Source organism: Paenibacillus sp. J45TS6, assembly GCF_018403285.1.
Taxonomy (GTDB): domain Bacteria; phylum Bacillota; class Bacilli; order Paenibacillales; family Paenibacillaceae; genus Paenibacillus.
Map to the genome: position 1 here is coordinate 65,791 of NZ_BOSJ01000010.1, position 14,505 is coordinate 80,295.

Consider the following 14,505-nt stretch of genomic DNA (forward strand, 5'->3'; position numbering starts at 1 on the left):
TGAAAAGGAGGAAAGGATTCCTTATTGAACAAAGACTCAGAGCAGCTCATCGGAAACTTTACTTCGTAGTGGATGGTGTGCCAGGAGCTCCTGTTATAGAGCTAGAGTATACGTATTTTATAATACCGTACTCGATGAGGCTGATATGGCGACATATTAGCAAATTTGGGGTGGTACCGCGAGTATAATAATCTCGTCCCTAAGACTTGCCGTCTTGGGGGTGGGATTTTTTTATTGTTATACACTGTTATATAGAGATAAAATGTTAGAAACACACACCAAATCGTATGGTTTGAATAGTTAACTAGAAGACCATTTGAAAGGATTGAATAACGTATGTCAGAGAAACTTAAAGTAGGTATTGTTGGTGGAACAGGTATGGTGGGTCAGCGCTTTGTCCAATTGCTGGATGGTCATCCTTGGTTTGAAGTAACTTCGATTGCAGCAAGCAGCAACTCTGCAGGAAAAACCTATGAGGAATCGGTAAACGGAAGATGGAAGCTTGCAACACCCATTCCGGAGAACGTAAAACAGATTGTCGTTCAAGACGCATCGAAAGTGGAGCAAGTTGCTCAGGATGTAGATTTTATTTTCTGCGCAGTAGATATGAAGAAAGATGAGATTCAAGCGTTAGAAGAAGCATATGCAAAAACAGGTACGCCTGTTATTTCAAACAATTCAGCTCATCGCTGGACGCCGGACATTCCTATGGTTGTTCCTGAACTCAATCCAGAACATATCGAGGTAATCGCAGCGCAAAGAAAACGCCTGGGAACTTCCACAGGATTTATTGCAGTGAAACCAAACTGTTCTATTCAAAGTTATGTTCCTGCACTCCATGCTTTGCTTGATTTCAAACCAACGAATGTGGTTGCTTCTACTTATCAAGCGATTTCGGGAGCAGGCAAAAACTTCACGGATTGGCCGGATATGCTGGATAACGTAATTCCGTATATCGGCGGTGAAGAAGAAAAAAGCGAGCAAGAACCGCTTCGCATATGGGGCAGTGTTCAGAATGGAGAGATTGTGAAAGCAAGCTCACCACTGATCACGACTCAGTGTATTCGCGTTCCTGTAACAGACGGCCATTTAGCTACTGTATTTGCTTCGTTCGAGAATAAGCCATCGAAAGAGGAAATTCTGAACCGCTGGAAAAACTTCAAAGGTCGTCCGCAAGAGCTAGGTCTTCCAAGTGCGCCAAAACAGTTTATCACTTATTTTGAAGAAGATAACAGACCACAGACGAAGCTTGATCGTGATATTGAACGCGGTATGGGTGTCTCCGTCGGAAGATTACGCGAAGACTCAATTTATGACTTTAAATTTGTCGGACTGTCACATAATACACTGCGCGGAGCTGCAGGTGGTGCTGTTCTGATCGCGGAACTGTTGAAAGCAGAAGGATACATTCAAGCAAAATAGGAATCATTCTAACCTATGCTTTTCATCTGTTTATAAAATTGATAGAGAAAAGAAGCCCGAAGTCATGGGGCTTCTTTTTTTGCAAACTCTTATGAGGTTTACTTCACTTTCAATTGAATGCTTTTAGCGGTATAGACTAATTGCACTTTGCTCTTACTTGGCAAGCCTTTGATTTCTACGGAAGAGAATGAACCCTTCCGTTTGTCATAAGTGATAATAGCATCCCCGTTTTTTGGAACATAATTGTTTGTGAAGGTAAGGCTCAATTTCCCGCCAAGCACAGCTTCTTTCTTTATTTTAAGCAAATCTTTCTTACTGCCAATCGTGAGTTCCGTTGTACCTTTATCAGATTGTCTGTAACTGCCGCCAATCTTCCATTGACCGTCTACATTTTCACTAAGAATCCCGCCGTTATTGGTCACACTTGCTGTCCCAAATGCGGTCTTGGATGTACCTTCAAGCGTGCCCTGTTCAATAAGAGTCCCGCCGGAATATGTATTGTTACCTTCGAGTTTTAATGTTCCTGTCCCTTTTTTAGTCAGTTTACCTTTGCCGGAGATATCATTGCTCCAGCTGTCTTCTGCATGAAAACCTCCTTTTATTGCGTCCATCGTTACCGTTACATCTGTATCAAATGCACCATATCCATCCGCTGCTGCAAAGAGATTTAGTCGTCCCCAGCCCTCGGGATCGTCCAGTACGGGGTAGCCGGAAGCAAGTCCAGTTGTTGCTAATACCCAGCGGCGCTGCGTATCATTTAGATAAGGAAGTCTCGTTTCGAGCAGTACTTCAGCACCTTTTGGAACTACGACCGGTGTAGTTGCTTTATTCGATTTTTTAAATCCATAGGTTAGCCGTTCCGTGTATTTTTTATTATTTGCAGCAAAATTGCGATCATTTTCTGTTCCCGTTCCTTCTTGTGTTAACAGCAGGTCATGTGCTTCCTTATACGCTGCTTTTTTGAGCTCACTATTTGCTGGATCTGATAAGATAGCCGCCGCGGTTGCTGTGGCCATAACACGTCCTCCCATTACATCGAGTGGAGAATGCATTCCTGCAAGAATACGGTTATTCCCAAGCTCTGATGCACGGGTAAGCAGCTCCTGATAACGTTCTGGTACCGCATAGGCTAGAGCAAAGGCACTAAGATAGGCAGCGTTGGTATGACCACTAGGAAAACCGCCGTCTTTCGTGGGGTCCGCATTTTGCACTGGGATTAGAGTGGGAAGGACTACTGAATTATTAACCCAGCGGAAGGGACGAGGATAACTAAAATAGCTTTTCGCCGGATTGGTCGATGAATATTGTCCCCGAAGCGTATTCACCAAGTTCACCATATTACCGAGTTCAGATTCGGGATCTCCTGCATTATTTCCTTCATCACTGTACTTCTTAGTCGTGGCATCTGCGGCTACATCTTGTATGGTTGTCGTCGCCTTCGCTTTTGAACGGTAGTCATCAGCTAGTGATCCAAGACCGTCAATCACACTGTAGCTCTGATTCCTGCGATCATCTAAATAGGCCTCTTTTTCCTCATTTGCTGTGCGGTGAATTGACGTATGGAACACCTTCTGAATATTCAGACCCAGCACTTTATGGTCCAATATGGTCCCTGTGTTCCAAGAATCACCGGGAGTCCAAAGTTTATTAAATTCAGATAGGAGACCTATCGTTGGATTATTTCTCACGGTTTGATTATCCGCCACATTATTTTTATATTGATCTACAAAATGGCCCCAAGCAGGAGCTGCAGGGGGATTTACATTCGTTATAGCTGTATTAGCACTGGTGCTGGCGCTGGCGTAACTACCGCCAAGGGAACTTAGAAGTATGCTCATAGATAAAATTGCGGCAGATACTGGTGTCTTTTTCTTATTCATTTTATATACTGATCCTCTCTTCATTCCATTTTGTTGTAATATCATACTTTTATAATGGTATCTTTGGTTTGTTAACTAATGTAAGCATGTATGTAATTTTATTGTTAGGAAAAGAAACTTTTTCATTATATAGAAAAAAGTGCGGAAGTAGGCAGAGTTGTTCTGCTTACATTCAGCACTTTCATTTACGACCCACACTTATGACTTGAGTGTCGGTCACTGTGAAATTTGCCCTGTATCGAATTTCTCTGAATAGACCTTAGATACAACCTTCCAATGTCATTAAGCAATTGTGTAGGTTAGTAAACTCTACGGAGCGTTTATTGTAAGGGGCTAATAAACTTGATATTGTAAAATTACAGGAGGCGGACAATATGGATTGCATCAAGGTAGGAAGGCTTATTCAGGGTATTCGTAAAGAGAAAAGAATGACTCAAAAAGAATTAGCCCAGTTTATGAATATTAGTGATAAGACGATATCAAAATGGGAACGTGGTTTAGGGTGTCCGGATGTGTCCTTGCTTGGAGAGCTATCCAATGTATTAGGAGTAAATATTGAGAAGATTTTATCTGGGGATTTAAATCCGAATGAGCAGGACGGAGGAAATATGAAAAACGTGAAATTTTACGTGTGTCAAAGCTGTGGCAATGTTATGACTAGTACGGGGGCAACGAGCATTTCATGCTGCGGAAGGATACTGGAGCCACTGCTTTCCAAATTGGAGAACGATCAGCACCAAATAACCGTTCACGATATTGAAGAGGATTGCTTTGTTACCATAAAGCACGAAATGAGCAGAGAACATTACATATCTTTTGTAGCCTATATTTCTTATGACAGGGTGATGCTCATCAAATTGTATCCGGAACAACTCGCAGAAGTACGCTTTCCCAAAATGTACGGGGGAACATTGTATACGTATTGCAACCGACATGGATTATGGAAGTATGAGGAAGAGAAATTGGGATCAAGGAGGGTCACCTGAGATGAAAAAGGCACTACTAATTATTGACATGCAGGTTATGCCCTTTGTATGGAAAGATTATGGTGGAAAATCTCAGTATCAGGAAGAAAAACTGCTAGAAAATACAATGCGATTAATTGATAGGGCTCGAAAAGGAAATTCACCCGTATTCTATGTCATGTTTACTGAGCCGCATGGTTCTCTAAGATCGGAGAATCAACCGCTATGGCAAGTACATGAACAGATCGCTCCCCTTGCACATGATCATATCGTTATTAAACACTACGCGGATTCGTTTCTAGATTCCGAGCTCCATCTCCGGTTACGGGATCAAGGTATCGACAATTTAGTGATATGCGGCGTACAAACCGAATATTGCGTGGACACAACGGTGAAGAGCGGTTATTCCCGTGGCTACAATATAGATTTGGTGGAGGATTGCCACAGCACTTACGATTCAGATAGATTAACGGCAGAACAAATTATAAACCATCATAATAGCATTCTTGCCCAATTTGCTACATTAGTTCGCTCGAGCGAAGTCCAGTTTTAAAATCCAACTATTTATGAAAAGGTGAGAAGAGTGACTTCTCCTCTCATAGAGCAACTATTAGCAGATCAAGCACTTGTGGTTACGAAAAACGATAGTTCATCGGATAAAAGAAAAAAGAGGGGAGTTCCCCCTCTTTACTATAACCGCCAATATATCTCAACTATTATTCTTGTCGTTTCTGACTAACAGTGATCTACACTTCATATGATGGGTAGTATTTAAATTAAAATAATGAAATGAACTTATCCAGTATTCCTGTAATATCAAGAAAGACGATGAAGATCACGATCGGAATAATATATCTCATAATAAAGAACCAAATTTGAAATGCTTTTCCGCCTAAACGCGAATGCTGTAATAATTCTTCGCGGAGCGTGCTTTTCTTAATCTTTTGGGTCACGAAAATGGAGATTAAAAATACACCAAGCGGCATTAAGATATTACTAACTAGATAGTCCGCAGAATCAAATATCGTTTTTGAGAAGATCAAGAGATCTGAAAGCACACTATACGATAAAGCGGAAGGAACCCCTACGATTAGAATGAGAGCACCGACAAGATAGGCATACTTCGCTCTATTTTCTTCCTTCCCTTTCACAACAGAGGCAACGATAATTTCTAACATGGAAAAGGCTGAAGTTAAGGTAGCGAATAGAAATAATGCCAAGAAACCAATTAAGAATGCTTCTCCAAAAATAATCTGATCAAAAACCGCCGGTAAGACGACAAATAGCAGTCCTGGCCCCTCAGCCGGTTCTAATCCTAGAGAAAATACCGCTGGGAAAATAGCTAACCCTGCCAGTAGCGCAATCAGTAAATTCATCGATACAATTGAAATGGCAGGCTGAATTAAGCTTTCTTTTTTAGAAAGATATGAACTGTAGGTAACCATTACCGATACACCGACACTTAAGGAGAAGAAGGCCTGTCCCATCGCGAATAGAATGCTTTCTGAAGTAATATTCGAGAAATCAGGTGCTAGAAAGAACTTTACACCTTCTACTGCGTTAGGTAAGGTAAGCGAGCGAATGATCAGGACCAAGAATAATACAAATAAAGCAGGCATCAATATTTTACTAACTTTTTCGATTCCATTTTGAATTCCTTTTGCGACGACAAGAACAGTAAACGCGAGGAATACGAACTGAGCAGCGATAACGAGAGCAGGGTTCCCAATCGTCTGATCAAAAACAGAAGTATAATCTGCACCCTCGCTTATAATGCCGCCAAACAACCCTCTTACAAAATAGATCACGATCCAGCCGCCAATTACACTATAAAAAGATAATAATAGGAAACAAGTGAATACCCCTAATTTCCCAATCCAATGCCATTTCGTGTGGGGAGCGATACTACGATAGGCACTGATGGCTTCTTTTTGCGTGCTGCGTCCAATCACAAACTCCGCCAGCAATAAGGGGAAACCCATGAATAAAGAAAATAGAATGAAAAGAAGAAAAAATGCGCCTCCTCCGCTTATGCCCGTGACATAAGGGAGTTTCCATATCGCGCCTACTCCAATGGCTGACCCTGCTGCTGATAAAATAAAACCGATCTTCGATGACCACTGCTCAGATGTTTGCATGTTAATCCATCCAATCTATTATTATTACGTCCTCTACAGGTTAAAGTAGAAAACAAAAAAAGCCGCGTCTCTATCTATAATAGATAGGGACGTGGCTATTCACGCGGTACCACCCTAATTGGAAGCAAAACACACTGCTTCCCACTTGAGAAAATAACGGTTTCCTCCGTTTTTACACTGCTACTTATGATGCAGCATAAAAAAGCTCCAAGAATGAAATTCACCAAATCTATGTATCAGTTTCCACCAACCACTGATTCTCTGTAAACAGGGAGACCGGCTTAATAAAGTTCTCTTCGTTGCTTATGTCGTATTTATGATAATAGTCGAAATTATAGTATGGGAATTCCCAGCGGTCAAGTATTTTTTGATCCCCTTGTGAGATGAGCATCTGTTTTATTTTTAACTTAATGGGTAATTTCATTGTACGAGCAAGAAAATACAAAAGAATGAGGTATCAAAACAATGAAAAAACAACTAGTATTACTGAGTGCAGCAGCGATTATTGTCTTAGGTGGATGTGGAAGTGAGTCAACTGAACAATCAGATCCGAACACGAACCAGACTCAAACGGAGCAAAGTGGGACGGAGCAAAATCAAACGGCTCAGGACCAAACGGAACAAAATAATACGGACCAAATGGATATGAATCATTCCAGTTCAGGAGAAGTACCCAATGGTTTAAAAGAAGCAGATAACCCAACCTATCCGGTTGGTAGTGAAGTCATCCTGAAAACCGACCATATGGAAGGTATGAAGGGAGCAGAAGCAACTATTGTAGGTGCTTATGAAACGACTGCTTACGAAGTTTCTTATACCCCAACTACAGGCGGAGAACCTGTGAAAAATCATAAATGGGTCGTTCATGAAGAAATTAAAGACCTGACAAACCAAACGTTGAATGATGGAACAGAAGTTACTTTAGAGGCAGATCACATGCCTGGAATGAAGGATGCACCTGCAGTCATTGATTCTTCAGAGATGACTACCGTGTATATGGTAGATTATACTCCAACAACGGGTGGAGAACCGGTAAAAAACCATAAATGGGTAACGGAAGACGAGCTTTCCGCGAAATAAATAGGGTGTAATATGTATGAGATAGCTTGAATAATAAGCAACCTCTTTTTGGTATCCTAACGCCAAATAGGAGGTTGTTTTTTTGTATGGAATAAATCAAAAGTTTGAGAGATTTGATCTTCCTAATGAATAACTAGTTTATTATTTCGGAAATAAATATACAAATTTCAATCGTTTTCCTGTTCTATACCGTCTTAGTAATGTGAGAATAGGATATAAGGTTTTCCTAGTACATAAATTTTCGGGAAAAGGAGGGGCGATAAACTGTGGAGGAAGCAATAAATAATAGCTCGAGAGCAACAGATTTTGATCTACTAGATGAAGAATATTTTAGTAATTATCTATCTGGTCAGCAACGAAAACTATACTCGGTCGCATACAGTTATATGCGAAATGAAGCAGATGCGATAGAAATCGTACAGGAAGCCACTTGTAAGGCTTGGATGAAGCGAAAGAAATTGAATAGCGAAGAATCCTTCACCCCCTGGCTCATTCGAATCACGATTAACTGCTGTATGGACGAACTAAGAAGAAAAAAACGTGTATTTCCTGTGGATCGTTGGTTGAAAGAACCATCAGATGAAATGAAAAGAAATGACCGAATGGATTTGGAGCGGGCAATGAATCGGCTCAAGAAGAAATATCGACATGTAGTTATGCTTAAATATTACCAAGACATGACGGTTCCTGAGATTGCAAAAATACTGCAGAAACCGGAAGGGACCATTAAAACTTGGCTTCGTGAAGGACTCATACAGCTTCGGAAGTACTTATAGGAATAGAGAGGAGGACAAAACATGTGGAATAAAGAAGAACGTATTCTTAGTGACGATGCCCAAGAAATGAAGGGAAATAGTGAGCAAGTTCGAGAAATGAAATTGACGAATGCGGTTCAGAGGGGGATTGAACAAGGGAAACGGCGGCAGAAGAAACGACTCTTCTCCTATGGAGGCGGTGCATTCATTACAGCGATTGTCGTACTGTTTATCCTGTCTTCCATTGTACAGCCGAATAACGGAGAGAATGCTTTGACAGGACAGCCAATCACCCAGTCAGTCACTTCTAAAAGTTGGAGCGATTCTGACTTGTTTGTTGAAGCTCCTGGCTTAACAAAGGCACTCGGGAACGTGCTAAGTAACAATTTAATTCAGCCGGTATATCAGAGTACAGAGAAAAATGGATATCAGTTTGAGGTACTCGGTGCAGTTACGGATGGTCGAAAATTGTATATCTTGTATAGTTTAGAGAACAAAACAGATCAGGTGGTAGATCAGGTAGGGAAAAGCTTCCGATATGGAAATTATGAAGTTTCCGATACGGGTGCTTCTACAGATATGGCACTACCAGGTGACAGTCTCATACAACCAAATGCCACTAAAAACTTTATCTATACGACAAATCTTTCAACGTCAATCTATAGTAACCATGAGGCAATTTACGAAATTAATGTTTATACCGAAAATCAAAGTCAAACTAGCCTAGAAGTCGCTTTTGAATTAGATCCAAACATGTTTGAAAGCCAGACTTATTCTTTTGATATCAATAAAACGATGGAAATGGATGGTCAGAAAATTCACATCAATAAAATTGTCTATACACCGCTGCATACTTATGTGGACTTGGAATATGACTTAATGAATACAAAAGATATCTTTCAGCTGATCAATCCCGTGTTGATTGGAAAATCAGGAGAGAAATCAGAAAAGTTATTTTATCCAAAGGTGCTTAACTCTAGTAATTCGGGCCTGTTTTCAAAGGAGAACCAAAGGACTCTTGTATTCTACAGCAGTAAACTGAATCATTTTGATTCGATCGCACTGAACATTCAAGGGATCTCGGCACTTGAAGAGGAACAGAAGAAGATTGTAATTGATCTAAGCAAGAATGAGATTGTCCAAGCTCCGGACAACGATCTGCAAATGATAAAGTCATCGGAAGAAGCAGATGTCGGCGATGTATTGTTCCAACGTGAAATTGAAAATGCTGTAACCTTGAGAAGCAGTTCCATGTGGTTAGATTTACAATATCAGGATGCTGATGGAGTAAGCCATGATCAAGAACCAAGTGGAAGCATGGGAGGAAGTGGATTCTCCACCTCATCAAAAGATGATATTGGAGAAGATCACTACTCTTACAATTTTGGAGCAGATGCTGTGAACTATCCGCAGCCCCTTACAATCAAGATCAAAAGATATTGGAACCCTATACTAGAAGATCTGACTTTGCAGTTGTATTCATCTTCTAAATAAAAAAGCAGTGGACTATGGTATTTACATGCCGTAGAACACTGCTTTTTATTGCTTATATAAACCATTCCAAATGCATGATCGTTGTTTGTTTACTTTGACTTTTTTATTTATCCGATTTACATTTAGAAAATGTCTCCTTAATTTCTTTGAAAAAAATATTAGCGGCCTTGGAAAACACTTGATGTTTCTTCCAAACAATATTTAATCCAGATTCAAGTCTTGGTTCTAAGGGTCTAAAACATAGATTGCTATCACTAGATGTATTTGCGATCTTATCAAGGGTAACTGCGTAACCGATACCTTCTTCAACCAGTATGGCAGCATTATAAACTAGATTATATGTCGTAATCGTATTTAATTTATCGTAATCTTCCCCAAACCACTCAGAAAATTCATTCCTAGATAGTCCTGTTTTAATAGCTTGTCTCGATAAAAGGAGAGGAACGCCTATTAAATCTGTCTTTTGTATGCTTTCTTTTACAGCTAGGGGGCTATCTTTTCTCATAACAACTCCCCACACATCTTTTGCCGGGATATTGATATAGTTATATTTTGACAAATCGGCTGGTTGAATCAGAATTCCAAAATCAAGTAACCCCTTATCAAGTTGCTCTGTCACATCATCGGAGTTTCCACTATAAAAGTGGTATCTGATCGCTGGATATTTAATCTGCAAGCTTTTTACGGTTCGCGCTATTAGCTTCATAGCATCTGTTTCTCCGCCCCCTATGTAAATATCTCCCCCTATCGTTTCTTCCATCGAATGAAATTCTTCTTCCACTTTAACGACCATATTAATGATTTCTTCTGCTCTTTTTCTTAGGATCATGCCTTCTTCTGTAAGAACAACATGGTGACTTTTCCGAATAAATAATTTCTTTCCTAGCTCCTCCTCGAGCTCTTTCAATTGTCTCGACAAAGTGGGTTGTGTTACATGCAAAAAATTGGCTGCTCCTGTTATACTTCCTTCTCTTGCGACAGTGAGAAAATAGCGCAGAACCCTTAATTCCATATCACATTCTCCTTTCTATTTTTTTTATATACATTTATGAAATGCTTATAAAGCATATGTTGATATAAGATATAGGTAATTGCTATGTGCAATAAACACGCTAGAATAAATTACAAGGAGGTTTTACTTATGATAATTGTTAAAGCTCGAGCTGTCGATGGTCCAGATAAACCATTTCGGCAAGCTGAAATTAAAAGACGTGATCTTGATTCACATGATGTTCTGATTGAAATTAAGTTTGCAGGCATCTGTCATTCTGACATCCATACGGCCCATGGTGATTGGGGTCCTGTGAATTACCCTTTAGTCCCTGGTCATGAGATTGCGGGTATTGTCACAGATGTGGGTCCCAGTGTTACGAAATACAAGGTTGGAGATCGAGTAGGGGTAGGATGTATGGTTGACTCCTGTGGTGAATGTGAAAATTGCCGTAAAGGAGAAGAACAATACTGCCTTAATGGAAAAATAGACACCTATGCTGCAGTTGATAAGTACGGACAATATACGCAAGGTGGCTATTCCACTCATATCGTCGTACCTGAAAGCTTCGTACTCAAGATACCCGATAATATAGCACTTGACGTTGCGGCACCTTTACTATGTGCAGGTATTACGACCTTTTCCCCATTAAACCATTGGGGAGCCGGCCCAGGAAAGAAAGTAGCAGTAGTTGGCATGGGTGGTCTTGGACATATGGCCGTGAAAATTGCACACGCCATGGGTGCAGAAGTTACTGTGCTGTCACAAACATTAAATAAAAAGGAAGATGGCTTGCAATTTGGAGCTGACCACTACTATTCGAGTAGCGATCCAGAATCATTCAATACACTTTCCGGTTATTTTGACTTAATTATAAATACGGTCAGTGCAAAAATAGACATGGATGCTTACTTTTCACTGCTCACTCTTGACGGAACTCTAGTTAATGTAGGTGCTCCTGGTGAGCCGTTATCACTTAATGTGATGTCGCTGATCGGCCATCGTCGATCATTTGCTGGTTCAATGATTGGTGGAATTCGTGAAACCCAAGAGATGCTTGATTTCTGTGCTAGACATAACATTGTTCCCAAGATTGAAATAATTACAGCCGACCAAATTGACGAAGCCTATGAACGCGTCTTAGCTTCCGATGTGAAGTATCGATTCGTGATTGACATCAGTACAATGTGAGCTGACAAAATAAAAAGTAATTTCTAGCGTGACTAAATAGCCTTGTTTTTTAGTCATGCTAGACGTCAGGAGTAATATCTGGATGAAGTTGATTTCTTCATAGATGATTTTGGAGGTTAATATTTTGGCAAATCATAAAAAATTACTCGTATTTATTTTAACCATTGGCGTTTTCGGCATCTTGAATACTGAAATGGGGGTAATTGGGATCTTACCGGAGATCGCTGATCGCTTTAATGTTAGTGTATCAGCGGCCGGATGGCTGGTGAGTATTTTTGCGATCGGTGTTGCCATATCCGGACCAATTATGCCATTACTGTTTTCAAGGTTTGATAGGAAAAAAGTGATGGTATTTGTTCTTAGTGTTTTCGTAATTGCAAACCTTATATCTATCTTTACAACTAGCTTCGTTATTTTGCTAATTGCCCGAATAATTCCTGCTCTTTGCCATCCGGTGTACTGTTCTCTGGCTTTTTCTGTTGCTGCTGATTCAGTCAGTAAGGAAGAAGCTCCAAAAGCTGTAGCAAAAGTTTTTATTGGTGTATCAGCAGGCATGGTTGTCGGTGTACCCATCGTAAGCTTTATTGCTGGGATATCCAACTTACAGATGGCGATGGCGTTCTTTGCGGTTGTTAATATTGCAGTACTCATAGCTACATTACTATTCGTACCCTCCATACCTGTTACAGAGAGAATCTCTTATGGTAAACAGTTAAATGTATTAAAACATTCCAACACATGGATTGCGATTATCATTGTCATTTTAATTAATTCGGCTATATTTGGTGTTTATAGCTATCTAGCAGAATTTTTACAAACGGTAACAAATGTATCATCTAATATAACCAGTCTCATGTTATTTATTTATGGTGCAGCTAATATTATAGGAAACATCCTAGCTGGAAAATTACTCATTGATAAACCTGTTAAAACGATCGTAGCTCTCCCTTTTCTGATGGGGGCTACCTATATCATATTGTTTTTCGCAGGACAGTTTACCTTACCAATGGCTCTTATTACATTGATTTGGGGAATATTAGCGGGACTAGCTGCTAACATCAATCAATATGTGGTTACAACAGCAGCAGAAGACGCTCCTGATTTCGCTAACGGTTTATTTTTATCAGCTTGTAATATAGGAACGACAATTGGCGCAGCTGTAGGCGGGATATTTATATCCGCAATGGGTACACAATACGTCGTGCTAGTAGGATTATTATCGCTCATATTAACATCAGTGTTTATCTTACTCAGAAACTATCTGAATATAAAACAAATGAAAAGGTTCGGTTAATTTTGAGAAATAATCGGACAAGAAGGTCAAGGTCCTTTTATCATAGAATAATATAGAGGTCAGGGCTCTTTCTTAGACCGTAACTTATACCATAAAACAAAGAGAAGAGGAGAATTAAGAATGGGTTATAAGAATATATTATTTGATCTAGATGGGACTCTTACCGATCCGAAGATTGGAATTACAAAATCAATTAGCTATGCTCTAAACAAAATGGGAATAACGGTAGAAAGTTTAGATGAACTTGAGATATTTATTGGTCCACCGTTAGCTGTATCTTTCCAGGACTTTTATGGTTTTGATGAAGCGAAGACGAATACCGCGATTGAATATTACCGGGAATATTTTAGTGTAACGGGTCTTTACGAAAACGAAGTGTATACAGGAATAAAAGAGCTATTGGAGCTGCTTACTAAGGATACGAGCAATCGTCTATTTGTAGCTACTTCGAAGCCGCAGGTTTTTGCTCAGCAGATCATAGATCACTTTGAACTCAGTTCGTACTTTGAATATGTTTGCGGTAGTGAACTTGATGGAACAAGATCAGCCAAAGCGGAAATTATCGGTTATCTACTGGAGAATTTCAATCTGAATCCTGAAGAAACCGTCATGATTGGAGACCGCAAACATGACATCATAGGAGCACATCATCATGGAATTGCTTCAATTGCAGTTGGTTATGGGTTTGGCAGCAGAGAGGAACTTATTAATATTCAGCCTACGTATCTAGCACAGAGCATTCAAGAACTCGCTGAACTTCTCAGTGCAGATCAGATCGTACACAGCCAAAAAGGTTAGTAGAGTATACCTCTAAGGGAGGATTACCTTGATGATTACCTGTCAAAGATGGACCGTGATCATTTAATCGAGATTTCTGCCAATCATGAGTGTCCGAATTGGGACAAGGTACTGCTTCAAGAGATCGAACAACGTTACTCACTCGAGCTACATAGCGGGAGCAGCAATCGGATCTTTTGATGGAGAACGGTTAATCGGATTCGGAGTTCTTGCACATCGGTTTAGAGGGAAGAACCAGGATCAACTTCAGGTGGACTTGATGTATGTCTCGAGAGCACTGGCAGCGTCATAACTGAGGAGTTGGATCAGGAGTTTTTTTGATAAAGAACCCAAAGATATACATATGGTGATACAGCTGTAGTTTAAAGATCATAACTTTCCTCATGACAAAAAACCTCGAAATTTGAGGTTTTTTGTTGTAAAAAGATTCAAAATCTTGAGAAAACATCCTAGAAAACAGTTTAGAAAACGCTTACAATTACTTTTGAAACCAAGCG

General features: G+C 40.0%; 13 protein-coding genes and 2 other annotated features (1 of these 15 only partly in view). Of the genes, 10 read left to right on the forward strand and 3 right to left on the reverse strand.

Features of this window, described 5'->3' with window-relative positions; translation table 11 throughout:
* Window positions 1-204: a binding site (T-box leader), on the forward strand (it extends 59 nt beyond the left edge of the window).
* A gap of 132 nt (window positions 205-336) precedes the next feature.
* Window positions 337-1,422, forward strand: a complete 1,086-nt coding sequence (gene asd / locus KJS58_RS15620) for an aspartate-semialdehyde dehydrogenase (protein ID WP_213533714.1) — start codon at window positions 337-339, stop codon at window positions 1,420-1,422.
* Window positions 1,423-1,520: 98 nt separating this feature from the next.
* Here the strand turns inward: asd and KJS58_RS15625 are convergent, their stop codons facing one another.
* Window positions 1,521-3,302, reverse strand: a complete 1,782-nt coding sequence (locus KJS58_RS15625; RefSeq protein WP_213533716.1) for an acid phosphatase — start codon at window positions 3,300-3,302, stop codon at window positions 1,521-1,523.
* Between the two features lie 374 nt (window positions 3,303-3,676).
* On the opposite strand from KJS58_RS15625, the gene KJS58_RS15630 reads away from it, so the two are divergent.
* Together KJS58_RS15630 and KJS58_RS15635 are read left to right on the forward strand one after the other, a co-directional pair.
* Window positions 3,677-4,288, forward strand: a complete 612-nt coding sequence (locus KJS58_RS15630) for a helix-turn-helix domain-containing protein (protein WP_213533718.1) — start codon at window positions 3,677-3,679, stop codon at window positions 4,286-4,288.
* A 1-nt stretch (window position 4,289) separates the two neighbouring features.
* Window positions 4,290-4,820, forward strand: a complete 531-nt coding sequence (locus tag KJS58_RS15635) for a cysteine hydrolase family protein (protein WP_213533720.1) — start codon at window positions 4,290-4,292, stop codon at window positions 4,818-4,820.
* A gap of 223 nt (window positions 4,821-5,043) precedes the next feature.
* Here KJS58_RS15635 and KJS58_RS15640 read toward each other — a convergent pair whose 3' ends face one another.
* The gene (locus KJS58_RS15640) at window positions 5,044-6,405 is read right to left on the reverse strand and encodes a sodium-dependent transporter (RefSeq protein ID WP_213533722.1); all 1,362 of its coding nucleotides are present in this window, start codon (window positions 6,403-6,405) and stop codon (window positions 5,044-5,046) included.
* 82 nt (window positions 6,406-6,487) lie between these two features.
* Window positions 6,488-6,714, reverse strand: a binding site (T-box leader).
* 156 nt (window positions 6,715-6,870) lie between these two features.
* On the opposite strand from KJS58_RS15640, the gene KJS58_RS15645 reads away from it, so the two are divergent.
* The 3 genes from KJS58_RS15645 (at window position 6,871) to KJS58_RS15655 (ending at window position 9,734) form a co-directional block, all read left to right on the forward strand.
* Window positions 6,871-7,485 (forward strand): YdhK family protein, encoded by a 615-nt coding sequence (locus KJS58_RS15645; protein ID WP_213533724.1) that lies wholly within the window; start codon window positions 6,871-6,873, stop codon window positions 7,483-7,485.
* Window positions 7,486-7,751: 266 nt separating this feature from the next.
* The gene (locus KJS58_RS15650) at window positions 7,752-8,261 is read left to right on the forward strand and encodes an RNA polymerase sigma factor (RefSeq protein WP_249717410.1); all 510 of its coding nucleotides are present in this window, start codon (window positions 7,752-7,754) and stop codon (window positions 8,259-8,261) included.
* Window positions 8,262-8,282: 21 nt separating this feature from the next.
* Complete coding sequence (locus KJS58_RS15655; RefSeq protein WP_213533726.1) at window positions 8,283-9,734, forward strand: DUF4179 domain-containing protein; 1,452 nt, start codon at window positions 8,283-8,285, stop codon at window positions 9,732-9,734.
* Between the two features lie 103 nt (window positions 9,735-9,837).
* Here the strand turns inward: KJS58_RS15655 and KJS58_RS15660 are convergent, their stop codons facing one another.
* Window positions 9,838-10,746: a LysR family transcriptional regulator gene (locus tag KJS58_RS15660; RefSeq protein ID WP_213533728.1), complete on the reverse strand. Its 909-nt coding sequence runs from the start codon at window positions 10,744-10,746 to the stop codon at window positions 9,838-9,840.
* Between the two features lie 129 nt (window positions 10,747-10,875).
* Between KJS58_RS15660 and KJS58_RS15665 the strand changes: the two genes are divergently transcribed.
* The 4 genes from KJS58_RS15665 to KJS58_RS15680 all read left to right on the forward strand — a co-directional run bounded on the left by KJS58_RS15665 (window position 10,876) and on the right by KJS58_RS15680 (window position 14,300).
* Window positions 10,876-11,916, forward strand: coding sequence for an NAD(P)-dependent alcohol dehydrogenase (locus tag KJS58_RS15665; RefSeq protein ID WP_213533730.1), 1,041 nt, complete (start codon window positions 10,876-10,878; stop codon window positions 11,914-11,916).
* 124 nt (window positions 11,917-12,040) lie between these two features.
* Entirely contained in the window at window positions 12,041-13,210 is a 1,170-nt protein-coding gene (locus tag KJS58_RS15670) for an MFS transporter (protein ID WP_374705821.1), read from the forward strand.
* Window positions 13,211-13,330: 120 nt separating this feature from the next.
* Entirely contained in the window at window positions 13,331-14,008 is a 678-nt protein-coding gene (locus KJS58_RS15675; RefSeq protein ID WP_213533733.1) for an HAD family hydrolase, read from the forward strand.
* Window positions 14,009-14,093: 85 nt separating this feature from the next.
* On the forward strand, window positions 14,094-14,300 hold the full coding sequence (locus KJS58_RS15680; protein ID WP_213533735.1) for a hypothetical protein: 207 nt from the start codon (window positions 14,094-14,096) through the stop codon (window positions 14,298-14,300).
* Window positions 14,301-14,505: the final 205 nt, after the last annotated feature.